Genomic DNA, 24887 nt, shown 5'->3' on the forward strand with positions numbered 1-24887 from the left:
CGCGGGAGCCGCCCCCCGCCCCGACGCCCGCCCCGGCGAAGGCGCGGGAGCGTCGGTGACGTGACGTCAGGAGGTGGCGCACGCACCGCCGTTGAGAGTGAACGCGGTCGGCGCGGAGTTGGCCGCGCCCTTGCTGCCGATGAAACCGACGGTGACCGAGCCGCCGGCGGGGACCGTGGAGGTGTAGGCGGCGGGCGTGACGCTCACCGTGCCGCCGCTCTGGGCCGCGGTGCCGCCCCACATGTTGGCGACGGTCTGGCCGTCGGCGAAGGCGAAGACCAGTTTCCAGCCGCTGATCGGCGTGGCGCCGGTGTTGCGCAGGGTGATGTCCCCCTGGAAGCCGCCCGGCCACTCCCCCACCACACGGTAGGCGACGGAACAGGCCACGGCGGGCGCGCTGCCCGTGGTGACGTTCACCGTCGCCGAGCGGGCGGAGCGGTTCCCGGCGGCGTCGCGGGCGTACACGGCGAAGGTGTACGCGGTGTTCGCCGTGAGCCCGGTGAGGGTGGCGGTGGCGCCGGTGGACGCCCCGACCTTGGTCTCGGCGGTGCCGCTGACCCGCACCACGTCGTAACCGGCGACGCCGACGTCGTCGGTCGCGGCGGGCCAGGAGAGGGTCGCGGAGGTCGCCGTCACCGCCGAGGCCGTCGGGGCGCCCGGGGTGGTCGGCGCCTGGGTGTCTCCCGGCGTGCCGCCGCCGAAGACGGTGGCCTCCTTCGCGGTCTGCGCGATGCCGTTGACGCCGTTGAAGATGCGCTTGCCCCACGAACTGAGCTGCGCGGGATCGAAGTTGAGCGTCAGGTCGAGGATGGGGTCGGTGTTGCCGCTCCACGACCAGGCCAGGTACCCGAGCTTGAGCTGCTCGGCGGCCGCCATCATGGTGTCCTCGTCGGGGTCTCCGTACTGGTCGGCGGGGCCGCCGAACTCCCCGATCAGAAGAGGCAGTTTGGCGTTGACGAAGGTGTTCAGGTAGTCGGTGACCTCCGCCGCCGTGTCGAAGACGCTGTACATGTGGATCGAGAAGATCAGGTTGCCGGTGGGGTCGGCGGAGTACACGGACCGGGCGTTGGCCTTCATGACGCCCTGCCAGTCCTGGCCCCAGTTCGGCGCGTCCACCATGATCGTGTGCTGGAGTCCGGCGGCGCGCAGCTTCTTGACCGCGGCGATCGTGGGCGCCGTCCAGCCCGCCGGGTCGGTGTTGCCCCACGGTTCGTTGCCGATGTTGACGATGATGTAGTCCTCCTGGCCGGCCAGGACGTCCTTCAGGCCGATCCAGTAGTCCGCCGCCTGGTCCAGCGTCCCGGCCGCCGCGTCCTCGCCGTAACCGGTGGTGTCGTGCACCTCCAGCACGCAGATGAGCCGGTCGGCCTTGCATTGGGCGATCACGCCCGCGACGTCGGCGGGACTGTTGGCGCTCCACCGGTGGCCGTCGGCGAGGACGACGCGCACGGCGTTGGCGCCCATCGCCTTGATGTCGGCGAGCGACTGCTGCGTCCTGCCCGGGTACCAGGTGTGGGCGTGGTTGACGCCGCGCATGACGAAGTCGTTCCCGTTGCCCTCGACGAGACGGCCGTCTCTGATGTGCAGGCCGGTCGCGAGAGCCGCGGCCGACTGCGGCTGCGCCTGCGCGGCCGCCGGGCACAGGGCGCCCAGCAGGACCATGCCGAGGAGGGCCGCGAGCCTGGTCAGCAACCCGGCTAAGGACATGGTGCGTGGGGTGGGGACAGTGCTCACTGCGACTCCTGAGGTGGGGCCGGAGAACTCGGCCGGCGGGAGGGGTGGGGAGGAACTCGGAGCAGGTCGGGAGGACGTGGGGGGCCACCGAAGCATGGGAGCGCTCCCATGAAGCCACTATGCCAAGTACACGTCAAGACGTCGCGCACAGACCCGCATGACCCGCACCGCGTCACGCCCCTCCGTCGTCATGCGCCTGCACCCTGCTCGCGGCCGTCGCTCGGGGTCGCCCCCACGCGCCTCCTCGCCCGCTCGGGCCTTCCTCGCCTGCTCGGCGCCCGTCCTTGCCCGCTCGGGGCCTGCCTTGCCCGCTCGGCGCCCGTCCTTGCCCGCTCGGGGCCTGCCTTGCCCGCTCGGCGCCCGCACCTGCCCCCTCGCCCTTGGTCCCGCGAGGCCCGTCGTCGCCCCCGCGGCGCCCGTCCTTGGCCCCGCGGGGTATCGGGGCCGGGTTCAGGCCTTCGGGGCCTTCGGGGCCTTCGGAGTCTTCGGGCGGCGACCGCTGCGGCGCGGCGCCGGCCGGGCGCCGTCGAGGAGGTCGGCGCGGCGCTCCTCGCCCTCCTCCTCGACCTGCCGCACCACGCGGCGCAGCCCGTCCGCGACGGTCCGGCACTCCTCGTCGCTGAGCCGGCCCGCCACGAACGCCTCCTCCTCGTTGAAGGCCGGGAACAGCCGCCGCATCAGCGCCTCCCCCTCGTCGGTGAGGCTGAGCAGCACCAGCCTGCCGTCGGTGGGATGCCCGGCCCGCCGGACCAGACCGCGCCCCTCCAGCGTGCGCGCCACCCCGGTCAGCGTCCCCTTGGAGATCCCGGCCTCCTCGGCGACGTGCCGGGTCTCCGACTCGCCCCACACCCACACCACCCACAGCACGACGAACGCCGTCCAGGTGAGGTCCGAACCGCGCAGCACGGAGTTCTCCAGGTGCTGCCGTACCGCCGAGGCGGCGCGGTAGATGTTGGCGACGACGGCCATCTGCTCGCGTCGCAGCGGGATGCCGCCGAGTTTGGCCTCGGCGAGCTTCTCGGCTTCTGCGATGGATCGCTGGCCGGGCATCGGCACACTCCTTCGGCCACGTGGTGCGTGGGTCGGTGGATCGACGTGTTGTTCGGGCTCAAATTGTACGAAAGGACAGGCCGGCCCGGAGCGGGGGCGGCGAAAGGGGCGAACAGGGCGAACGGCAGCGCGCGGGCTCAGCGGGTGAACGCCTCGACGCGGCGCATCACCTCCCGGCAGAAGGCGCCGACCCCGGCCGGGTCGTCGGTGAACTGGTTCGGTTTGACGCAGAACGTGGTGAAGCCCTGCTCAAGTTGTTCCGGTATCCCGGCGAGCGCGGCGCCGAGGTCGGCGGTGGAGCGGTCGTCGGGGAAGACTCCCTGCGCGCCGCCGATCATCTCCAGGTCGGCGAGGTCCCGGCCTGCGGCGGTCATGGCCTCTTCGAGCGTCCGCAGGTCCTGCGGCGTCGGCCGTCCGAGGGGGTGGAAGCCGTGGCCGTGCCGCACGAGCCGGCGCAGCACCGGCCCGGCCAGGCGCTGTCCGCCGAACCAGAGCCGGGGCCCTTCGGGACGGAACGCCTTGGGCTCGAAGTAGACGTCCCGGAACGGGTAGTGGGCGCTCTCGTGCGAGATCGGCGACGGTCCCCACGCCTTGGCCCAGACGTCGAGATGCTCGTCCAGCAGCCGGCCGCGGCGGTCGAAGGGCACTCCCAGCGCGTCGTACTCGTCCCGGCTCCAGCTCACCGTCGGCTGCACCAGCAGCCGCCCCCCGCTGATCAGGTCGAGGGTGCCGAGCTCCCTGGCCATCAGCAGCGGATGGCGCAGGGGTGCGAGGACCGCGGCGGCGGCCAGCCGCAGCCGCTCGGTGACCGAGGCGATGGCGGCGAGCAGGAGCAGGGAGTGGGGCCAGGGGGTGTACGGGTCCTGGTTGCCCGGCAGGGCGTAGTCGCGGGGGTTGCCCATGACGCCGTCGGCGGCCGCGTCCGGGCCGAGCACGATGTGCTCGCTGACCATGACGGAGTCGAAGCCGGCGTCCTCGGCCTCGCGTGCCCAGCGGATCGCGGTGGGCAGGTCGGCCCGGCCGCCGGTGAGCGTCCAGTTCTCGCTGAGGACGAGCAGCATGCGGGGTGCGGTGGTCATCTGGTCTCCTTGCCTGGTCCTTGCTCCGCTCAGCGTTCGTGGACGATGCGGCCGTCGAACACCGTCAGGTCGACCTCGGCGTCGGTGACGGTGTGCGGGTCCCGGTCCAGCAACGGGCGGTCCAGGACGCACAGGTCGGCGACCTTTCCGACCTCGATCGAGCCCTTCCACTCCTCGGCGAAGTCCTGCCGGGCGGGGTGGGCGGTGTAGGCGCGCAGGGCATCGGCGAGCGGCACGCACTGCTCGGGTCCGCTCGGGCGGCCGCTGGCCTTGGACTCCCGCAGCAGCATCGCGCTCACCCCCTGCCGCCAGTCGGGCTCGGTGATCGGGGCGTCGGAGGCGGCGCACACCCGCACTCCGGCTTCGACGGCGGACCGCACGGGCCACTGGTAGGCGGAGCGCTCGGGGCCGACGACCTCGTCCATCAGGTCGGAGATGGTCCACTTGATGGCCGGGTTCATGTTGACGCCGTAGCCGTGGGCGGCCAGCCTGGCGAGGCTGCGCGCGCCGACGAAGTCGCCGTGGATGACGTAGTGCCGGGCGTCGGGCCGCGGTACGGCGGCGTTCGCGGCGACGAACGCGTCGACCACCTCGTCGATGGCCCGGTCCCCGGTGACGTGCACGCCGAGCTGGAAGCCGGCCTCGTGGGCGACGCGGATCATCTCGCGCAGTTCGCCGCTGCGCAGCGCGGGCGTGTCACCGTGCACGCAGAGCGCGCCGTGGCCGCCGCCGGAGTACGGCTCGTTCATCCAGGCGGTGCGGTTGGGGGGCACGCCGTCGGCGAAGATCTTGACGCCGATGGCGTTCAGCAGGCGCGGGTCCGCGGACTCGGGGCGGCGCAGTTCGGCCAGTCCCTTGCGGACGTCGTCGGCCGAGCCGCCCATCGGCGCGGGCAGCAGCAGAACGCTGACCCGCGCCTCGAGTTCGCCGCTCGACGCGAGATCGGCGTAGGCGGTCCAGTTGTCGGTGCTCAGCCCACCGAAGAAGGAGCCGGCTCCGCCGGGGCCGAGGCCGGGTTCGGTGTAGCTGGTGATGCCGCGGGAGTGGAGTTCGCGCACCACGCCCTGGATCGCCCGGCGGCGCTGTTCGACGGTGGGCGTGGGCAGCCCGACGTTGACGAGTTCCTGGGCGGCTTCGCGCAGGATGCCGGCGGGACGGCCGTCGGGGTCGGCGTCGATGACGCCGCCGGGCGGCGGCACGCTGTCCGCGTCGACGCCGCAGCGGTGCAACGCGGCGCTGTTGACCCAGACGAGGTGCGAGGAGAAGTGGGTCAGGCAGACCGGGTTGTCCGGTGCGACGGCGTCCAGGTCGCGGCGGTGCGGGAAGCGCCGGGGGTCGGCGAGGCACTCCGCCAGGTAGCCGGCGTCCCAGCCCAGTCCGACGATCCACTCGCCGGGCCGCGCGGCGCGGGCCGCCCGGCCGACCGCGTCGGCGATGTCGGCGATCGACCCGACCGCCGGGTGGCCGACGTCGAGGGCGAACGGCGGCTTGGTCATGCCGTAGGCGGCTCCGTGGAGATGGGAGTCGTTGATGCCGGGCAGCACGGTCCGGCCGCCGAGTTCGACGAGGCGGGTGCCGGGTCCGGCCAGGGCGCGCATCTCCGCGTCGCTGCCGACGGCGACGATGTCCCGGCCGCGCACGGCCAGGCCCTCCGCGACGGTGAAGTCGCCGTCGACGGTCAGGACCTGGCCGCCGGTCAGGACGAGGGAGGGGGCGCTGTCTTTCACGTGAGTCCTCTCGGAGCAGGGGTGGAGCGGGTGTGCCGGGGGAGGCGGCGCGCGGGCGGATCGGGAGTCGCGGGAGGGTCGGCGGTGCCGCGGGCGCGGCTCACCGGGTCAGCCGGGGCCCGAAGAAGGCGAGCGCCGCGCCGGCGACGAGTGCCACGCCCTGTGCCATCTGCTGCCAGAACGTCGGCACGCTCAGCAGTGTCAGCCCGTTCTGCAGACTTCCGAGGAACAGCACGCCGAGCAGGACGCCGAGAACGGAGCCGGACCCGCCGGTCAGCGCGACCCCGCCGAGGAGCACCGCGGTGAGCACCGTCAGTTCGAACCCGGCCCCAGAGGTGCCGGCGACGACGCTGTCCAGCACCGAGGCCTTGATCGCGCCGGCGAGCGCGGCCGCGACGCCCGTCACGACGAACAGCGCGAACGGGGTGCGGCGGACGCCGATGCCGGAGAGGTAGGCGGCCTCTCGGTTGACGCCGATCGCGAAGACATGCCGACCGGCCGGGGTGAGCGCCAGGAACAGCGCGCCCGCCACGAGGACGAGGGCGGCGATCACGACCGGTGCGTCGATCCCGGCGATACGGGCCCCGCCGAGCCACGCGAACCCGGAGCCGAAACCGCTCAGCGGCAGCGGGAAGAGCTGCTGGGCGAAGCCGCGCACCGCCGTCAGCATGCCGAGGGTCACGATGAACGCGGACAGTCCCAGGTAGCAGCAGAGCACGCCGTTGACGGCGCCGACCACCGCGCCCGCCGCCAGCGCGCCGAGCACGGCGACGGCCGGCGACTGGTGCTGCTCCCCGGCGAGCCAACCGGCCACCAGGCCGCCGAGGGCGAGCGTGGAGCCGACGGAGAGGTCCAGGTAGCCGCTGATGACCAGCAGGGCCAGCGGCACGGCCACGATGGCGACCGCGGCGGCGTCGGTGGCGATCCCCCGCAGGTTGCCGGTGTCCAGGAAGCTGCCGGTCGTCGACTGGAAGACGACCACCATGACCGCGAGGACGGGCAGCAGCGGCTGCCGCCGTACGGCTTGGAGCGCGGTGAGCGCCGGCGGGCGCGGGGCGGGCAGCAGACGGTCGGCCGAGGGGGCGCTGGTCGCGGTGGTCATGCCGCTCCGTTCGAAGTCGCGGTGGGTGTCGAAGTCGTGGTGGGTGTCGAAGTCGTGGTGGGTGTCGAAGTCGCGGTCGGTGACGGCATCGGGATCGGCGTCGGTGACGGGGGCTGCTCGGGGGCCGGGGGCGCTGCTCGGGCGGCTTCGTGGACGGCCGAGAGGAGGGCGGTTTCGGTGAGTTCGGCGCCGGAGAGCTCGCCGGTCACCCGGCCGCCGGAGACGATCAGACAGCGGTGGGCGAGCGCGACGACCTCCTCGGGGTCGCTGGAGGCGCACAGCACGGCCGTGCCGCGGCGTGCGGCCAGCGAAGACACCACCTGGTAGATCTCCTGCCGGGCGCCGACGTCGACGCCCTGCGTCGGGTCGTCCAGGAGCAGGACGTCGACGTCGTGCGCCTCGTTGATCCACCGGCCGAGGACGAGCTTTTGCTGGTTGCCGCCGGAGAAGGCGGCCGCCGGCAGCCGGGGGTCGGCCGGGCGCAGCCCCACGGCGCCGGACAGCCCGGCGAACACGCGCCGTTCCGCGCGGAGCGCCCGCACCCCGCGCCGGGCCAGGCCGCGCACCGACGGGAGCAGGGCGTTGTCCTGTGCGCTCAGCGCAGGGAACAAGCCCTGCCTGCGCCGGTCTCCGGGGACCAGGGCGATTCCCGCGGCGAGCGCGTCCGCGGGCCGGGCGACCGCGACGGTGCGCTCCCCGACGCGGACGGTTCCTCCCGCGGCGGGGCGTCTTGCGAAAAGGGTCTCGAGGATGCGGGTGCGTCCTGCGCCGATGAGGCCGTACAGCACCACGATCTCGCCCTCGGCGACGTCCAGGTCCACGGGGCCGAAGCCCGGTCCTCGCAGGTCCTTCACCGTGAGACGGGCCGGGCGGGGGCGGCCCGGGAGCGGGAGCGGGAGCGGAAGGGGAAGCGGGGTGGCGTCGGACGCGTGCGCGGTCGTCCCGGGCCGGTCGCCCTGTTCGCAGGGCCCTTCGGGCCGCTGTCCCGGGCCGTGCTCGGCGCGGGCCCCTCCGGCGATGGCCTCGACCAGCTCCTGCCGGGTCCGTCCCGCCACCGTGGAGCGATGGGTGACGCGGCCGTCCCGCAGCACCGTCACCGCGTCCGCGAGGCGTTCCACCTCGGCGAGCAGATGCGTGACGTAGACGATGGCCAGGCCCTGGGCGCGCAGGTGCTCCACCCGTGCGGCGAGGGCGTCGGTCTCGGCCCCGGACAGGGCGGCGGTGGGCTCGTCGAGGACCAGCACCGAGGCGCTGCGGCTCAGCGCCTTGGCGATCTCGACCAGCTGCCGCTGTCCCATGGGCAGTTCACCGAGCCGGTCGCGAGGCGAGCAGGTGGCGGCGACCCGTTCCAGCAGGCCCGCGGCCACCTCCTCCTGGGCGCGCCGATGGACGGTCCCGTAACGGGTCCACTCCTGGCCCAGGAAGATGTTCTCGGCGACCGTGAGGGAGTCGACGACGCTGAGCGTCTGGAAGATGATCGCCACCCCGGCGGCGATGGACTCGCGCGGGTTCAGCCGCGTGTGGACGGTCCCGTCGATCTCCATCGTGCCGGTGTCCGGCGGGTAGGCGCCGCCGAGGCACTTGATCAGGGTCGACTTGCCGGCGCCGTTGTGCCCGAGGAGCGCGTGCACCTGCCCCGCCGGGACGGTGAGGTCCACGCCGTCCAGGGCGCGGACGCCGCCGAACGACTTGCCCAGGCCGCGAATGCGGAGCGTGGGTTCGGTCATGGCGGCCGCGCCTAGGCGTTCTGGGCGAGCAGGGCGTCGATCCGCGCGGTGTCGCCCGGCCCGACGAGGGTGATCGGCACCTGGACGCTCGGGTTCGCCTTCCCCGCGGCGACGGCGAGGGGCACGTCGACGACGGCGTCGGCGATGTCCTGCGGCGCGAGGGCTGCCGACGCGCGGTAGAACGTGCCCTGTCTGATCGCCAGCAGGGAGGGGGCGGCGCCGTCCTGGCCGCCGACGAAGGTCCTGGCGTCGGTCGTGGCACGGCCCGTCTGCTGCAGCGCCTTGTACGCGCCGTACGCGGCGGCGTCCGTGACCCCGAGGACGAGGTTGAGGTCGGGGTGCTTGGCGAGCACCGCCCGCGCCTTCGACAGACCGGTGTCGGGGTCGATGGCCTGCTCCCGGGCGACGACGTCGACGCCCGGCGCGGCCTTGGTGAAGGCGTCGATCATGCCCTTGGTGCGCTCGCGGCCCAGCTGGATCGTGTCGTCGGTGAGGAAGGCGATCTTTCCCTTGCCGCCGAGCTGCTCCTGGGCCCACTTGGCGGCGGCCTCGCCGAGGAGGGTGCCGCCCTTGAGGAAGTTGAACTGGATGTCGGCGCTCTGGTGTTCCAGAGACCCTCCGTAGGTGACCCAGATCAGGCCGGCGTCCGTCGCGGCCTTCGCGATCGACTCGGTGGCCTCGAAGACCATCGGGAACGACACGATGGCGGGGATCTTCTGGGCGACCCAGGTGCGCAGGTTGCCGGCCTGGGCGTCGGCGCTCGCGGCGTCGTTGGTGGTCACCAGGGAGACGCCGCGCTTCTTCCCCGCGGCGGAGGAGAGCTTCACCAGCGCCGAGTAGAGCGGGATCTGCGTGAACGGGTAGTCCAGACCGATCTTCGTGAGGGTCCTCGCTCCGGCGCCCGACGCCCCCGCGGCCTGTGCGGAGCTCGCGCCCCCGCCCGGCGCCGAGCAGCCCGCGGCGCCCAGCAGGGCGGCGGCGACGGTCCCGCCGGACAGACCGAGGAACTTCCGGCGCGAGGAGGGGGGCGGGGACGGGAATCTGTTCATGGCGGCGCTCTCCGAGGGTCGCGGCCCGGCCTCGCTGGCATCGGGCGTCGGGCTGTGCCGAACAGGAAAGTCGCGGGCGCACCGTACCGCCATCCGTACAAATACCGACCGGCCCCGACGGCGGGCGATCGTAGGCGCACTTCGGTCACGAAACGGCGAACGGCTTGTCGGACCGCCCGAGGAGTCATACCGTTAGGGACCAAACGACACCCCTGGTCGTGGGTTCCCGGAGGCCCGCCATGATCAGCCACCAGCAGCTCGCGGCGGCCGCCCGCATCGGCATGCTCACCCGCGAACGGGACACCGCCGCGGCCTGCGCCCAGGCCCTGGACGAACTCCGCCGAGCCCTGCCCCTCGACGCGGCGACCCTGCTGGCGATCGACCCGCGCACCGGAACGCACGTGCAGCTCGCGGGCATCGGATACCCGGCCGGGACGTCCGAGTCGCTGGCCGCCGAGTTCGCCTCGACCCCCTGGTACGCCAATGTCGTCCGGCAGGAGCTCCCCCCGTCCATCACCGAGGACGTGGAGGACACGTCGTCCGGCGGACAGCGCTTCCGCAACGGATGGTTCTACGCCGAGCGGGTCCGCCCGGCCGGCTTCCGGGACGCGCTGACCGGGGCCCTGCGCCATCACGGGCGCCTGGTCGGCCTGATCAACCTGTCCGTCGAGGGTCCCGGCGCGTACGACACGGACGCACGGCGGCTGCTCTCCACAGTGCTGCCCGCCCTGGGCGCCCTCGCCGACCCGGTCGCGCACACCGGCGACGTCCACGATCTGCCGCCCGGAGCGGGCGCGAGCCTGGTCACGGCGGCGGGCGTCATCGCCCTCCCCGGCCGTGAGCCCGCCGAGGTCCTGGCGGACGACGCGTTCGCCCGTCTGGTCGGAGCGTTCACGGCCATCGGCGGCCTGCGCCTGCGGGCGCTGTGGCCGGTGGGCCGCGCATGGCGGCGCGTGGTGCTGAGCCGGTCCACTGCGGGATCGCCGCTCGCCAGGGACGCCGTCCTGGTGACGGAGACGCCCACCGAACTGCCGTACGGTCTGAGTCCGCGCGAGCTGGAGGTCCTCACCCGGGCCGCCCGCGGCCGGACCAATCAGGCCATCGCCCAGGCGCTTTTCCTGTCCCCGCGGACCGTGCACAGCCATATGGAGCACCTGCTCCGCAAGACCGGCAGCGCCTCACGCGCCGAGGCCACGGCGCTCGCCCTGCGCGACGGCCTGCTGCGGCCCACCGCCGAGGACCTGGAGCACTTCGTCGAACGCATGCCGGCCCGCTGACGCTCCGCCCCCGGGCCACGGCGACGCCATGAACGGCGCGGGGACGCTCCTGACGGCGGAAGTGTTGACCAGGACAGGTGCAGAACCTATGTTTTGGCCGAGTTCACGAACACCGTTCGACATATCGACAACGGCGAAGGGGCGGCCTCCCCGCACCACTCGCACCCGCACCCGGCACGCGCACCCGCACCCGCACCCGCACCCGCACCCGCACCCGCACCAGAGGGAGTACTACGTGACACCTGAGCTCACCCGTCGAACGGTCCTCGGCATGATCGCCGGCTCGGCCGCCGCCGCCGTCACCGGCGTCTCGGCCGGTACCGCTCACGCCGCCGTGCCCGCGTCACCCGGTGCGACCTACACGAACACCATCGCCGAGCAGCGGGCCGACCCGCACATCTACAAGCACACCGACGGCTTCTACTACTTCACCGCCACGGTGCCGGCGTACGACCGCCTCGTGCTCCGCCGTGCCACGACGATCCAGGGGCTGTCCTCGGCCGCCGAGACGACCATCTGGACCAAGCACGCCAGCGGTGCGATGGGCGCACACATCTGGGCCCCGGAGATCCACGTCATCGACGGCACGTGGTACATCTACTTCGCCGCCGGGGACGCCGAGAACATCTGGAACATCCGGCCCTACGTCCTGGAGTGCACCGCCGCGAACCCGATCACGGGGACCTGGACGGAGAAGGGGCGTATCGCCCTGCCGCTCAACACCTTCTCCCTGGACGCGACGACCTTCGCCGTCAATGGCACCCGCTACCTCGCCTGGGCGCAGAACGACCCGGCCGTCGGCCCCGGCACCAACATCTACCTGGCGCAGATGTCCAGCCCGTGGGCCATCACCGGAACCCCGGTCATGATCAGCCGGCCGACCGCCTCGTGGGAGACCGCCGGAGGGGAGACGGTCAACGAGGGCCCGGCCGTGATCCAGCGGGGCGGCAAGGTCTTCATGACCTTCTCGGCCAGCGCCACCGACGCCAACTACTGCATGGGCATGCTGACCGCGTCCGCCTCGGCCGACCTGCTCAATGCCTCGTCCTGGGCCAAGTCCACGGGCCCGGTCTTCGCCGGCAACGCCGCCACCGGCCAGTACGGCCCCGGGCACAACCAGTTCACGGTCTCCGAGGACGGCAAGTCCGACATCCTCGTCTACCACGACCGCGGCTACAAGGACATCAGCGGTTCCCCGCTCAACGACCCCAACCGCCGCACCCGCGTCCAGAAGATCTACTGGAGGGCCGACGGCACGCCCGACTTCGGCATCCCGGTCGCCGACGGTCTCACCCCGGTCCGGCTCTCCTCGTACAACTTCCCGGACCGGTTCATCCGGCACTGGGACTATCGCGCCAAGATCGAGGCGAACGTCTCGCCGCTGGCCGACTCGCAGTTCCGGGTCGTCACCGGTCTCGCCGGCACGGGAACCGCCTCCCTGGAGTCGGCGAACTTCCCCGGCTACTTCCTGCGCCACAAGAACGACGAGGTATGGGTGGAGAAGAACGACGGGACGACGCTGTTCGCCGGCGACGCCTCCTTCACCGCCCGGGCCGGCCTCGCGGACTCCGCCGGGGTCTCCTACGAGTCGTACAACCTTCCGGGCCGCTACATCCGCCACTACAACTACCTGCTGTACGTCCAGACCCCCAGCACGGCGACCGACCGGGCCGACGCCACGTTCTACACCCAGTAGGCCACCACCGCGGCCTGTCACCGCACTTCCCGACCAGGATCCCTCCACGCGCACACCGGCCCCGTGGCCTGTGAACTCAGGTGGAGCCCTTCTCGTTCGGTGACGGCCGTGTGTGGATGTCGTAACCCCCCGGTCGGCGATGGACGTCTATCAACCCTTCGGTACTGATTCGGACGGCCGCCGCCCGGGGGCACCGGCTTGCAGCGCCGTCGGCCGTGCAGTAACCACGTGAATCATGAACCTGTTCACCCGCAGCGCGTCCCTTCGGCGTTCGGCGCCCTCCGCCGCTCCCCGACGGCCCGCCGGCCCGGCCGCGTTCACCCCCGCCGACGCCGACGGCCGGCCCGACCCCGCGCTGGCCGCGCTGACCGGCGAGTGGATGATCGATCCCGCGCACAGCCGTGTCGGCTTCTCCGTCCGGCACGCCTTGGTGACCACGGTGCGCGGAGCCTTCACCCGGTACGAGAGCCGCCTCTACTTCGACGGCCTGGACCCGGCCCGCTCGCGCGCGGAGATCGTGCTGGCCACCGCGAGCGTCGACACCGGCGTGGAACAGCGTGACGCCCATCTGGCAGGCCGTGACTTCCTGGACGCGGCCGCCTATCCGCGGATGCGCTTCGCCAGCACAGCCGTAGAGCTCGCGGGCTCCGACGTCTACCGCATGACCGGCGACCTCACCATCAGGAACGTGACACGGCCCGTGGTCCTCGAGCTCACGTACCTCGGCCACGTCGTCGACCCGTTCGGTTACGAGCGGGCGGGCTTCGACGGCACCACCACCATCGACCGTTCCGACTGGGGCCTGACGTACAACGCGCGCCTGGCGGAGGGCGGCGCGATGGTGAGCGAGAAGGTACGTCTGCAGTTCGACATCGCCGCGATCCGCACCCCCGACGCGGGCTGATCCCGGACGGGCTCCTCAGCGGAGCCCCGCATCCCCCGGGCTCACGAGCCCGCCCGAGCCGTCGGCGCCGCCCCCGCCCAGGGGTCGTTCGAAAGCCCCGCCTGGCCGGCGGGCGGACGACGCCGCTTCCGAACACGCCCCCGGGCGGGCTCGGCTCACCTCTCCGGTGCGCCGGTCGTCGCGCGGGGGCATCCGCCGTGCTGCGCCTCGGGCAGATACCGGCCCGCCCACTCCTGCAGCTCGGCCAGGGCCGGCCCGAGTGCCACACCGGCCTCGGTCAGCCGGTAGGCGACGCGCAGCGGCGGCCCGGCATCCACCTCGCGCACCACCAGACCGGCGGCGCCCAGCTCGCTCAGCCGGTCCGACAGCATGCGCTCGCTGATGCCCGGGATGGCACGGCACAGGTCGGAGAAGTGCACCGGGCGCTCCATCAGCACGGCCACGATCAGGCCGGTCCAGCGCTTGCCGAGCAACACGAAGACGCGCGTGAGCCCGCTGTCCACCGGCTTGCAGGACTCCATGTCCGCCTCCTCCATGCCGGAAGTGTACGACAACCGCCCTAGTAGCTGAGAAAAAGTAAGGGGCTGTGCTATCAATAGGTACACACGGAACGGCAGCTCCTTACCGACGCCCAGTCATGCCGTCCCTTCGCATCGGAGACTTCTCATGGCCACGCTGCTGCACCTCGACTCCTCGCTCTTCCCCGAGTCCGCCTCCACCTCGCGTTCGGTCACGGCGGCCTTCCGCCGGGCATGGGAGGAACAGCACCCGGACGGCACGGTGATCCACCGGGATCTGGCGACCGACCCCGTGCCGCACCTGGACGCCCTCACCGCGTCCGCCGGGTTCGCCGCCCCGGCCGACCACACCGCCGAGCAGGCCGCGGCCTTCGCCCCGCGGCTCGAGCTGATCGAGCAGCTGGAGAACGCGGACGCCGTGCTGATCGGCGCGCCGATGCTCAACTTCACGGTCCCCTCGACGCTGAAGACCTGGCTCGACCAGGTGATCCTCATGGGCCGCACCGCGCCGGCCGAGGCGTCGTCGGTCCGCGGCACCCCGGTCTACGTGGTGGCCAGCCGGGGCGGCTCCTACGCCCCGGGCACTCCCCGCGAGGGCTACGAGTACGTGCAGAACTACCTGCAGGCCGTCCTGGGCGACATGCTCGGCATGACGGTCGAGTTCATCGTCCCCGAGCTCACCTCAGCCCACTCCAACCCGGCCATGGCCGAGCTGATCCCGCTGGCCGAGGCCTCGAAGGCCAGGGCTCACGAGGAGGCCGTCACCAAGGGCAAGGCCGCCGCCGCGAAGGCCGCCGCCTAATAAGGCGTGTTTCGAAAGTAGCGTCGTCTGCCCGAAGGGCAGGCCCGGCGGCGTCCGGTGCGCGCGATCGCAAGGCGGAGGGTCGCACCGATCCGGTTGCATCGGGGTGATCCCGACAACGCGGCTGGGGGTCCCCCCTCTGGGGGAGTGCGTGCCAGGCGTCGCCGGGCAGACGGGACTTTCGAAACACGCCGTGGCCAGGGCACGCCTGCGGACCTCCCGGGGAGACCTGCGGCGGCGTGTCACGACCGGTCCGCCGGACGGCCTGCGCTCCCCCAGTCCAGGCGGTCGGACAGCCCGGCGGCGGCGAAGGCGCGCTCCAGTTCCTCGCGGCCCTCGGTGAAATGCGCCCAGCTGTCGTAGTGGACCGGGACCACGCGGCGGGCGCCGAGGATCCGTGCGGCCTCCGCGGCCTGGGCGCTGTCCAGGACGAGGGTCGCCCCGTCGTAGAGGCCGGCGATGCGGGGCGCGCCGGCGAAGAGGACGGCGGTGTCCACCGGCCCGAACCGCGCGGCCGTCTCCCGGACCGCGTCCAGGGAGGCGTTGTCGCCGCTGACGTACACGGTGGGCAGTCCGTCGCCGGTCAGCACGAAGCCGACGACCTGTCCGGAGATCGGCTCGATCTCCTCGCGCGGGCCGGGGCCGTGCACGGCGGGGACACCGGTCACGGTGATCCTGCCGCCGCCGGGCCGGTCCAGTTCGACGGACTCCCAGTCGGCCAGCCCCCTGGCACGGTCGCCGAGGCGCTCGCCGCCGGCCGGGGTGGTGAGGGTGAGCGGCACATCGGCGAGGAGGGCGCGGCCCGAGCGGTCGAGGTTGTCGGGGTGCTCGTCGTGCGAGAGCAGGACCACGTCGACGGGGCCGAGGTCGGCGGGGCCGCCGGCGGCGGGCGCGGTCTTGGTGAGCGACGGCCCGCCCGGCGCCGGGTAGTCGCCGGGGTCGTCGAAGGTGGGGTCGGTGAGGAGGCGCAGGCCGCCGTACTCGAAGAGGGCGGTCGGGCCGCCGAAGACGCGGACGGGGAACGGCTCGACGGTTTCGACAGAAGACGTCACGAAGAACACCTCACGGATGAGAAGAATGTATCCGTGAGGAACCGTAGCCGCTCCTCACGGATACAGGCAAGCCGTACCATGAGAGTCATGGATGCGTCCGCGATCACCGAACCCGCCGCACCGCCTGCGCCGGGCGAGGAGCAGCACCCGGCCCTGGCCTTGGTCAACAGCACCGTCGCGCTGACCGGTGGCCGGTTCGCCGACTACCTCGGCACGCCCTCCGGGGCCGACCGGTGGCTCGCGGAACACGACCTCGCACCGGCGGACGCCGGACTGCAGGAGATCTGCGCCGGGCGACTGCGCTCCATGCGGGAACAGATCCGCACCCTGTTCGCCTCGCGCGTCGCCGCGCTCCCGGCCCCGCCCGCCGCCCTGTCCGCCGTCAACGACGCCCTGAGCGGGGCGCCGGCCGCCCCGCTCCTGCGGTGGGACGAGCAGAGCGGCTTCCACCGCGCGACCCCGCACCCCACCGACCGGATCCTCGACCACGCCCTCGCGGTCCTCGCCGCCGACGCCGCAGATCTGCTCACCGGCGCCGACGCCGAGCGCCTCACCGCCTGCGGCTCCACTCCCTGCACCCGCTACCTGCTGCGTCACGGCCGCCGCCACTGGTGCTCGACCCGATGCGGCGACCGCGCCCGCGCGGCCCGGGCCTACGCACGCCGCACCCGGCCGGAGACCACCGGCTGAGCGACCGGGTGCGCCGCCCCGTCCCCGTCGACGTCCCGGCCGCTCATCGGACGGCGTTGCTCAAGAGCGCCCGACGCGGCCTGCCCGCCGTCCGGTGTGATCCGACTGCCGCCTCTGGCGGATCGCCGCGGTCGCCGTCACGGCCACCGGCTGCGCGGACGTCGCCGCGGCTCCCCTCGCCGTCATCGTCGCCGTCGCCCCGGGGCTCTCGCCGGGCGCTGCCGACGACGCCTCCAGCCGCCGCAGCGGCATCGAGGCCGGCATCGCCCGGGCGTCGTCCCTTCTCGCCCGGCCGCCCGGCCGCACGGCCGCCCACCCGCTCGGCCTCAGCGTCGGACGAGGCGGATCCGGTAGGTCCGGGTCTGCGAGCCGTCCTCACCGGTCACGGTGACGAGTGCCGACCGTCCGCCGGGCTCGTCGCGATACGCGACGGCGACCTTCGCGTAGGGGTCGCGGGCCGTCGCCGTGACCCGGCTGCGGCCAGGGGCGCCGGTGACCACCCGGTAGGCGGTGGTCTCCGGGTCGAACGACGCGATCGGCTCGCCGGACACCTCGACGGACGCGGCTGCCGCGTCCGAGGCGACTCCCGGGGCCTTGGCGAACACCTCGATCTCGCTCGCGGTGAGGTAGCCGCCCGGGCGCGCGGTCATGACGACCCGCACAGCGGACGCCGCTTTCGCCGCCACCGGCACGTCGACCACCGGCGCGCCCTCGTCGCCGACCGCGACAGGGCCGCTCGCGTCCGCCCATGCCCCGGTGGCGGCCTCCCGGACCTGCACCTTCAGCGTCTCGGGGAACGAGGCGCTGCTCCCGTCCCGGTAGAAGTGCGTGACGATCCGGCTCAGGTCGCGTGCCCCGGGCAGAGTGAAGGTGATCGAGTCCGAGGGGTTCTTGGCGGTCCCCGGCTTCCAGTTGGACCAGGCCTTCTCGGACAGGTCCCCGTTGCGCAGGCGCTCCGCGGAGTACCCGCTCTCGGTGTACGTGGCCGCGACGGACACGCCGCCGTCCCCGGCGATGTTGGTCTGGACGGGTTCCGTGATCTGCACGCGCGCCGTGGCGTCGATCGTGCCGCCGCCCACGATTCGGGCGACGCCGCGCAGGGCGACGACTCCGGTCCCGTCGAACGACCCCTCTGGCGCCGGGTCCCACGTCACCGGAAGGTCGACCCGGCCGCCGTGCCGGCCGACGCCGACGACGGTGGCCGGGAGGTTCGGCGTGCCGCCGACGTAGGTCTTGGCGCGGCCCGCGCGGGTCGAGGCGATCGTGTCGACGGTGACGACCGCGACCGCGGGGAGCGTCCGCCCGAGCGGGTCGGTCGCCTCGCCCGTGACCCGCACCGTCCCGGGAGCGCGCCACGTCCGGTCGGACGGAAGCCTCCACACCACGGGGAGCGCGCCGCGGGCGCCGTCGCGGAACACCGGCGTCACCGTCTTCGGCAGTTCGGGTCGCAGGCCCGGGACGGTGAACGCGTCGGCGGGCTCGGTGCGCAGGACCGTCTCGTCGATCACGGACCAGCGCTGGTTCGCTGCGGAGGTCGGCGTGTAGGTGGACACCTTGGCGCCGTCCGCGGTCGACTGTCCGGCGACGTCGAGCAGCCGGCCGGTGGCGGCGTTGACGAACGTCCATGTGCCGTCGCCGGTCGTCGACATGATCCACTGTGCGGCTTCGGCGACTGCGCCCTTCTGCGGCGGCTCCAGAACGGCCTGGCCGTCGCGCACGGTGAGCAGTTCGCCGGTGCCGGTGCGGGCCACGGCGTAGCGCTCACGGTTGTCGATGCCGCGCGTCAACTTGCTTACGGACCAGAGCTGTTGCGCACTGGCGACGTCGTCGGTGCGCAGCACGACGCCGCTGCCGGCGTCCGAGGGCGCGAGCGACCTGCCGCTCTGGGCCCCCTGGAGCCGGTAGACGTGCCCGGGCTGGACGAGCGCGGCGTCTGTCGCCACGCCGCCGACCCCGTCGACGAGGAACGTCGTGACCGACTTGGCGGGGACGACGAGTGTGGCCGACCGGTCGGTCACGCGGACCGGCGCGCCGCGTACGAGGGCGCCGTCGGCGCTCGTCACCACGGGCGTGACCGAGGCCCCTCGGGCGATCCAGCCGAAGCGGGAGAGATCGAGGGTGACCGAGCGCGCGGAGGTGCCGCCGTTGACGTGCACGACGGTCGCCGCACGGCCTGAACTGCGCACCGCGGCCACGCTCGACGGATCGTCGGCCTTCACGAAGTGATCGCCCGGACGGATGTAGTGGGTGAAGTTGCGGATGGTGTGGAACTTGGAGTTGGTGCGGATCGGGCAGGTCTGCAGGGTGTCCTCGGCCGTGCAGTTGAACGGCACGTGGATGCTGCCCCAGTTCTTGCCCGCCGCGGCCTGCGGTGTCGCGTCCTCTATCGGCTGCCAGAACACCCAGGCCGAGGGCTCCAGTTCACGCATGTCCTCGACCATCCGGGTGGCCATGCCGAGCCCCGGCTCCATGCCGGTGAAGTCGGTGCCGGTGCCCCAGGTGCCCTCGACCTCGCTCATCCACAGTCTCTTGTCCGCGCCCTTGGCGATGTCGCGTGCGCTGGTGCGCATGCCCGTGCCGTAGGTGTGCACGTTGAGCTGGTCGACGGCGGCGCGGGCGGGCGCGCCGTAGGCGTTCCAGTTCTGGGTGAAGAGGGTGGGGTTGGTCTCGTCCATCGCGGAGATCCGCGCGTTCGTCTTCGCGCCCCGGAGTGCCTTGTCGAGGGCGAGGATCACTTTCTGCTGAAGCTCCGGGCCCGCGTGGGCGCCTTCCTGGCGTCCGCCCGTGGGCCGGCCGTCCGCGCCGATCTGGGTCCCCCAGTAGGGGGTGTTGGGCTCGTTGAGGGGGTCGATCGTGTCGAACCGGATGCCGTGCGCCTGCTCCAGACGCTCGGTCACCCCGGTCAGATACGTCGCGAAGTCGTCCACGCGGTCGGCGCGGATCTGGTCGGCGCTCGCGTCGAAGCCTCCGGAGACGTATCCGCTGACGGTCTGGAACCAGGGCGGCGAGTTGCTGAAGGCCTCCCACCGGCTGACCTTGTCCTTGATCTGGTCCACCCACCAGCGCTGGCCGGCGTCGGCGTCCCGGTTCCAGTGGTCGGGGTCGTTCGGGTCCCACCAGTCGACGTCCTGCCGCGTGGTCCCGTCGGGGGCCTTCCAGAAGCCCTCCATGGTGGCGCCCGGCTTCATGTAGTCCGTGCGGACGTCCGGAGCATTGCCGCCGCCGATGTTGTACCGGGCGATGGTGAGGCCGAGGCCGTCCGCACCGAAGAGCATGTCCACGAGACGTTTTCGGATGGGGTCGGGGTAACGGCCCGTGGCGTTGGCGAACCAGACGAGGCTGGTGCCCCAGCCCTCGAACTCCTGCTGCCGGTAGGAGGGGTCGATGCGTACGGTGACCGCACTCTGCGGCGCCGGATCCGCGCTCGCCGCGGGCGCGGCCACGAGACTCGCGCCGAGCGCCAGGGGAACCGCGGGCGCCAGCGCCCGGACGATGCGATGCCGAGGGGACACAGCACTCCCTTTCACAACACAGAGCCGAACAGAACCGAACAGAAGGAATCGCGCTCTGCGCATGCTTGAGGATGGCCATGAACTCGTCAAGACGGTGGACGAGTCGGGATCCGCGGGCCCGGCCCCCGGCGTCCGATACATCCGGAAAGCGCTTGCATCCCTGGGCTGCGGGCGACAAAACCCGTCGACAGCACCCCGGAACGCCCGGCAGAGTGGCGGCCCATGACGAGCAGCGAGCTGTGGACGCAAGCGACCGCCGACCGCTACGACGCCGAGGAGAGCACGATGTCCTCGGCCGCCGTGCTCGGACCCACGCTCGCCTTCCTCGCCGAGCTCGCCGGAGAGGGCCGGGCGCTGGAGTTCGCCATCGGGACCGGACGCGTCGGCGTCCCCCTCCGGGAGCGCGGCGTGCCGGTCGCGGGCATCGAACTGTCCGAGCACATGACGGCACGGCTACGGCGCAAGATCGACGAGGACGCCCTCCCGGTGACCGTCGGGGACATGGCCACCACCGTCGTCGACGGCGAGTTCACCCTGGTGTATCTCGTCTACAACACCATCACGAACCTGCTCACGCAGGACGAGCAGGTCGAGTGCTTCCGCAACGCCGCACGTCATCTGGCGCCCGGCGGCCGGTTCGTCGTCGAGCTGGGCGTACCGCCGCTGCGGTTTCTGCCGCCCGGTCAGGTCGCGGTGCCGTTCGACGTGTCCGAGCGGCATCTCGGCTTCGACACCTTCGACCTCGTCGAGCAGATCCTCGTCTCCCACCACCTCACCCGCGACGGCGACGACGGCCGCTACCGCCGCGACGCCTCCCGGCACCGGTACGCCTGGCCGGCCGAGCTCGACCTGATGGCACGGATCGCCGGGCTCGAGCCGGAACGCCGCGTCGCCGACTGGGCCGGGTCGCCGTTCACCCAGGACTCCGACAAGCACATCTCGGTGTGGCGCAAGCCGGTCTGAGGCCGGTGGCCGAGCCGTCGGCGGGAGCACGGGCCCCTCGTCCGCCGCGTCGCCTCACCCTCCGTGTCCGTCACGCGATCCGCTGGTGTGGGCGAAGCGACGCCCGGTGTTATTCAATGAGGTGTGCGGTCAGGGATCTCGGGGCCCCGTCGCACGGGTCCGAGTAACGCACCCGGCGCTGGGCCGGGGAATGCCGAGAGAGCAGCATGGACGCCACGCCGTCGCCCTCGTCCTCATCCCCGTTCGACCTGCTCAGCAGCGCCCTGGGACGCTACTCCCCGCGCGGCGGCCCGGCAGCGGCCGCCGGATCGGCCGGCGCGCAGGGCGGCCACGCCGCCCGCCCGCAGCCGCCGGACGACCCGGCGGCCGACCGTCAGGACCAGATCCTCGGCGTGGTCAGCCTGGACGGGGATCTGCGGATCACCCGCTGCAATCTCGACGCCGCCGTGTTCACGGGTCTGGACGCCTCGATCGGACGCCCCTTCGCCGACCTCCTGCCGCCAGGGGACGTGCCCACGGTCACCCGGCGGCTGCGGCAGGTCCTGGAGATAGGCGAGGCGCACGTCGCCCGCATCCAGCGTCTGCGGCGCCACGACGGGTCGGAGCTGGTGGTCTCCATGAGCATCCTCCCCGCGGCGGCGCCCCAGCACGGGCTGACCGTCTCCTTGATCGCCATGGCCAGGCGGCTGCACCTGTACGCCGCCGAGACCGCGATCGGCACCTCGCTGGACATCGGCGAGACCGCGCAGTCACTGGCGCAGTCCCTGCTGGCGTGGGGAGACGTGGCCGCCGTCGACCTCGACTTCGCGGTGTGGACGGGCGAGGGAGTCACCGAGCACGCACAGGGTCGCATCCGGCTGCGGCGTGCGGCCCTGGTGCCGGACCGGGTGTGGCCCGAGGGGTACACGACCCCCGGCGACGATCTTCCGAACGACGCGAGCCGCCTCCTGGCGCAGGCGGTGCGACGCGATGACGCACCACAGGCCATCGTCATACCGGACCGGGACGCGGTGGAGCGGCTGCTCGGCAGCCCCCGGGTGATCCGGGCCCTGGTGCCCGGCGACCGGTCGGCGAGTGTGGCGTGCATACCGCTGGTCCTGGACGGCACGCCGCCCGTCGTGCTGGGCGTGGCGGAGGTCTGGCGGCGGGCTGACTGCCCCTTCCGCGACAGCGAGCTGTTCGACCTGCAGGAACTGGTGGCCAGGACCGCCCATCACGTCGACCTGGCCCGTCAGCACCACCGCGAGCACACTCAGGTGCTGGCGCTGCAGCGCCGGCTGCTGCCCAGGGCGAGCGGCCACACCATGGAGATCGCCAGCGTCTACCAGCCCGCCACCCCCGACAGCGCGGGCGTCGGCGGCGACTGGGTGAACAGCTTTCCGCTGCCGGACGGGCGTACCGCGCTGGTGGTCGGAGACGTCGTCGGGCACGGCCTGGGGGCCGCGGCGACCATGGGCCAGCTGAGCATGGAGGCGCGCGCCCTGCTGTCGGCGGGGCTGGCGCCCGACGAGGTGCTGGAGCACCTCGACGAGACCGTGACACTGCTCGACGACGCGGATTCCGGGCTCGCGGCCGGCTACAGCGCCCTCGGCTCCACCTGCTGCATAGCCCTGTACGACCCGGTCAGCCACCACGTGACGCTCTCCAGCGCCGGCCATCTCCCCCCGGTCATGGTGCTTCCGGACGGCCGGGCGGGACCGCTCGCGGTCACCCCTCACCCCGGCCTCGGCGCCGAGTTCGCACTGCGGGAGCCGTTCGACGTGCACACGTTCGACGCGCCGCCGGGTTCCCTGCTCGCCCTCTACACCGACGGCCTGGTGGAGGACCCGGCCCTGTCGATCGACGAGGGGATCAGCAGGCTGGCCGACACGATGTCCGCGGTGCATCCGTGGGACGCCCTGCAACAGGCCGCCCGGCACCTCGTCGCCACGCTGGCGCCGGTGCGGCGGCGCGACGACGTAACGCTGCTGCTCGTGCGCACGATCGGCTACCGCAAGGAGGACACCGCGACCTGGCGGCTGCCCGCCCGTGACGACGCGCCCGTCCGGGCCCGCACGCACGTCGACAGGCTGCTGCGGCAATGGCACACCAGGGACGACATCCGGGACGACGTGACGCTCCTGGTCGGGGAGCTGGTGACGAACGCGGTGCGGTTCGCCACAGGACCCGTCACGGTACGACTGATCAGGGCCGGTCACGGCCTGCTGTGCGAGGTGGGCGACACCGGCAACGGCAGGCCGAGTCTGAGCCGTGGCGGTCTCCTCGACGACGGCGGGCGCGGACTGCACATCGTGCACAGGCTCACCACCCGGTGGGGGGTGCGCTGGACGGACACCGGCAAGGTGGTCTGGGCGGAAGTCGCGAGGTGAGAGGGCAGCCGCCTGAGGCGGGGCGGGACGGTGAGGGCGGCCAGGCCGACCGAGGCGGTGAGGCGGCCGCCGGCAGCGCGGGACGGAACGGCGACCGGGCAGGCCGGAGGCGGTGAAGTACGGCGAGCGGGCAGGCCGAGGCGGTGAAGTACGGCGAGCGGGCAGGCCGAGGCGGTGAGGCGGCGGCCCGCACCGCCGGGTTGCGAGACGGAGACGCGAAGGTACGGCGACCGGGCAGGCCGGTAGGCGCGGCGGTACGGCGACCGGGCGCCCGCGGGGTCGCGAGACGGAGGCGGGGGCAGGGCGGTGATGCCGGGCCCGAGGCAGGGCGGTGATGCCGGGCCCGAGGCAGGAGCGGCCCCACCGCTCGTACCGGTGGCAGGCGCGGGCGCGCTCTACAGCCACTCCCCTTCCAGGGCGGTGGCGGTGAGGCCCGGAGCCGCCGCGTACAGGACGGCGCGATCGCCCGACTTCTGCCCGGCGTCGTACGCCCGCCGCAGGATGTCGAAGACGGCGGCGCCTCCGCGGTTGCCGCTGGTGTAGCTGTCCCGGCTGTGATCCAGCAGACCCGACGGCCACGTGTCGGGCATCGTCTGCTCCATGTACTCCAGCACCCGGGTCCCGCCGGGGTGCGCCAGCAGCACGTCGGGGTGCCAGGCGTCGGCGGCGTCCTCGTAGCGGACGCGCAGCCACTCCCACATCGCGGTGACCGTCTCCTGTACGGCGCGCGGCCCGCGCCGGTCCATCACGAAGTGGGTGCCGTCCGCCCGCGTCTCCAGGCGGTGCAGGTCCTGGGTGCCGGGCAGGGTGTGGTGCCAGGCGGCGTCGAGCCGCAGCACCGACTCGTGCCTCGGGCGGCCCGTGACCACCGCAGCCACCGCGGTGTCCGCGAACAGCAGCCGGACGATCAGGGACTCGAGGGTGTCGTCCGCGGGCTGGTAGGTCGTGCTCAGCGCCTCCGAGATCACGACCAGGACCACCCGGTCGGGGTCCGCGGCCACGAGGTCCGCCGCCAGCGCCAGGGATCGGGTCCCCGCGACGCAGGCCCACTGGGTGGCCGGCAGCAGCATCGCGTCGTTGCGGAGCCCGAGCCTGTTGGACAGGGCGAGGTCCAGACCCGGCAGCGCCGGGGTGGTGGAGTGACTGGTGATCAGGCAGTCGACGTCCGCGGCGTCCAGGCCGGCGATCTGCAGGGCCCCGCGGGCCGCGCGCTCCCCGTAGGACTGCACCGCCTCCCAGGCCGGCGCGGTGCGCTCCTGGACGGTCTGCGGCGCGGGTATCGCCTCCAGCGCAGCGATCACACGGTCCACGTCCCGCGGACTGAACCCGTCGCGCGCCAGCGCCTCTTGGGCGGGCCCGACACCGCAGGTCCGCAGGCCGCCGCCGGCGCCGGGCGCGACGGCGGTCTCGAGCGGCAGCATCCAGCCACGGGTCTCGATGCCCGTACTGGCGGCGATGCCGTCGATCCGCGGCGCCCACGGCGCGTGCGGGTGCCGGTCGCGGACCTCCGCCACGATCTGGCTGGTCCGCACGGTGTGCTCGCCGTGGATCACGGCAGGGGGACAGAGGTAAGCGGCCATGATGGGCACCCTTTCGAGGGGAACGAGGAGAAGCGTCACGAGGACGGCGCCATGGG

Annotated in this window: 18 protein-coding genes; 7 read left to right on the forward strand and 11 right to left on the reverse strand. The window is 73.0% G+C overall.

The features are described from left to right. Nucleotides 1-66: 66 nt before the first annotated feature. The 7 genes from ACN6LD_RS32570 to ACN6LD_RS32600 form a co-directional block, all read right to left on the reverse strand. Complete coding sequence (locus ACN6LD_RS32570; protein ID WP_319193998.1) at nucleotides 67-1707, reverse strand: cellulase family glycosylhydrolase; 1641 nt, start codon at nucleotides 1705-1707, stop codon at nucleotides 67-69. 477 nt (nucleotides 1708-2184) lie between these two features. After that, complete coding sequence (locus ACN6LD_RS32575; protein ID WP_319197583.1) at nucleotides 2185-2784, reverse strand: MarR family winged helix-turn-helix transcriptional regulator; 600 nt, start codon at nucleotides 2782-2784, stop codon at nucleotides 2185-2187. A 137-nt stretch (nucleotides 2785-2921) separates the two neighbouring features. After that, nucleotides 2922-3863, reverse strand: a complete 942-nt coding sequence (locus ACN6LD_RS32580) for a TIGR03619 family F420-dependent LLM class oxidoreductase (RefSeq protein WP_319197581.1) — start codon at nucleotides 3861-3863, stop codon at nucleotides 2922-2924. 29 nt (nucleotides 3864-3892) lie between these two features. Further along, the gene (locus ACN6LD_RS32585; protein WP_319197579.1) at nucleotides 3893-5590 is read right to left on the reverse strand and encodes an amidohydrolase; all 1698 of its coding nucleotides are present in this window, start codon (nucleotides 5588-5590) and stop codon (nucleotides 3893-3895) included. Between the two features lie 100 nt (nucleotides 5591-5690). Beyond that, entirely contained in the window at nucleotides 5691-6692 is a 1002-nt protein-coding gene (locus ACN6LD_RS32590; RefSeq protein ID WP_319197577.1) for an ABC transporter permease, read from the reverse strand. Further along, nucleotides 6689-8419 carry a sugar ABC transporter ATP-binding protein gene (locus ACN6LD_RS32595; RefSeq protein WP_445045057.1) on the reverse strand — a complete coding sequence of 577 codons (1731 nt, stop codon included), beginning with the start codon at nucleotides 8417-8419 and terminating at the stop codon, nucleotides 6689-6691. The genes ACN6LD_RS32590 and ACN6LD_RS32595 overlap by 4 nt, the downstream gene beginning before the upstream one ends. Before the next feature lie 11 nt (nucleotides 8420-8430). Next, entirely contained in the window at nucleotides 8431-9468 is a 1038-nt protein-coding gene (locus ACN6LD_RS32600; RefSeq protein WP_445045058.1) for a sugar ABC transporter substrate-binding protein, read from the reverse strand. Nucleotides 9469-9707: 239 nt separating this feature from the next. Between ACN6LD_RS32600 and ACN6LD_RS32605 the strand changes: the two genes are divergently transcribed. From ACN6LD_RS32605 to ACN6LD_RS32615, 3 genes are all read left to right on the forward strand, one after another. Further along, nucleotides 9708-10745, forward strand: a complete 1038-nt coding sequence (locus ACN6LD_RS32605; protein ID WP_319194168.1) for a helix-turn-helix transcriptional regulator — start codon at nucleotides 9708-9710, stop codon at nucleotides 10743-10745. 271 nt (nucleotides 10746-11016) lie between these two features. Beyond that, nucleotides 11017-12441 (forward strand): family 43 glycosylhydrolase, encoded by a 1425-nt coding sequence (locus tag ACN6LD_RS32610; protein ID WP_319194184.1) that lies wholly within the window; start codon nucleotides 11017-11019, stop codon nucleotides 12439-12441. Between the two features lie 235 nt (nucleotides 12442-12676). Continuing rightward, nucleotides 12677-13345: a YceI family protein gene (locus ACN6LD_RS32615; protein ID WP_319194169.1), complete on the forward strand. Its 669-nt coding sequence runs from the start codon at nucleotides 12677-12679 to the stop codon at nucleotides 13343-13345. Between the two features lie 155 nt (nucleotides 13346-13500). Here ACN6LD_RS32615 and ACN6LD_RS32620 read toward each other — a convergent pair whose 3' ends face one another. Further along, a complete protein-coding gene (locus ACN6LD_RS32620) occupies nucleotides 13501-13881 on the reverse strand; it encodes a winged helix-turn-helix transcriptional regulator (RefSeq protein ID WP_445045059.1) in 381 nt (126 codons plus the stop codon). A 130-nt stretch (nucleotides 13882-14011) separates the two neighbouring features. On the opposite strand from ACN6LD_RS32620, the gene ACN6LD_RS32625 reads away from it, so the two are divergent. Then, entirely contained in the window at nucleotides 14012-14665 is a 654-nt protein-coding gene (locus tag ACN6LD_RS32625; protein ID WP_319194173.1) for an FMN-dependent NADH-azoreductase, read from the forward strand. 242 nt (nucleotides 14666-14907) lie between these two features. On the opposite strand, the gene ACN6LD_RS32630 is transcribed toward ACN6LD_RS32625, so the two are convergent. Next, entirely contained in the window at nucleotides 14908-15717 is an 810-nt protein-coding gene (locus tag ACN6LD_RS32630) for an MBL fold metallo-hydrolase (protein ID WP_445045060.1), read from the reverse strand. A gap of 78 nt (nucleotides 15718-15795) precedes the next feature. Here ACN6LD_RS32630 and ACN6LD_RS32635 point away from each other — a divergent pair, with 78 nt between their 5' ends. After that, complete coding sequence (locus tag ACN6LD_RS32635; protein ID WP_445045061.1) at nucleotides 15796-16407, forward strand: CGNR zinc finger domain-containing protein; 612 nt, start codon at nucleotides 15796-15798, stop codon at nucleotides 16405-16407. 326 nt (nucleotides 16408-16733) lie between these two features. Here the strand turns inward: ACN6LD_RS32635 and ACN6LD_RS32640 are convergent, their stop codons facing one another. Beyond that, nucleotides 16734-19919, reverse strand: a complete 3186-nt coding sequence (locus ACN6LD_RS32640) for a glycoside hydrolase (RefSeq protein WP_319194179.1) — start codon at nucleotides 19917-19919, stop codon at nucleotides 16734-16736. A 222-nt stretch (nucleotides 19920-20141) separates the two neighbouring features. On the opposite strand from ACN6LD_RS32640, the gene ACN6LD_RS32645 reads away from it, so the two are divergent. Further along, nucleotides 20142-20882: a class I SAM-dependent DNA methyltransferase gene (locus ACN6LD_RS32645; protein WP_319194180.1), complete on the forward strand. Its 741-nt coding sequence runs from the start codon at nucleotides 20142-20144 to the stop codon at nucleotides 20880-20882. A gap of 206 nt (nucleotides 20883-21088) precedes the next feature. Beyond that, nucleotides 21089-23251, forward strand: a complete 2163-nt coding sequence (locus ACN6LD_RS32650; RefSeq protein ID WP_319194182.1) for an ATP-binding SpoIIE family protein phosphatase — start codon at nucleotides 21089-21091, stop codon at nucleotides 23249-23251. A 395-nt stretch (nucleotides 23252-23646) separates the two neighbouring features. On the opposite strand, the gene ACN6LD_RS32655 is transcribed toward ACN6LD_RS32650, so the two are convergent. Continuing rightward, complete coding sequence (locus ACN6LD_RS32655; protein ID WP_319194183.1) at nucleotides 23647-24831, reverse strand: type III polyketide synthase; 1185 nt, start codon at nucleotides 24829-24831, stop codon at nucleotides 23647-23649. Nucleotides 24832-24887 lie beyond the last annotated feature (56 nt).

The sequence above is a fragment of the Streptomyces sp. SAS_272 genome (genome assembly GCF_052543235.1).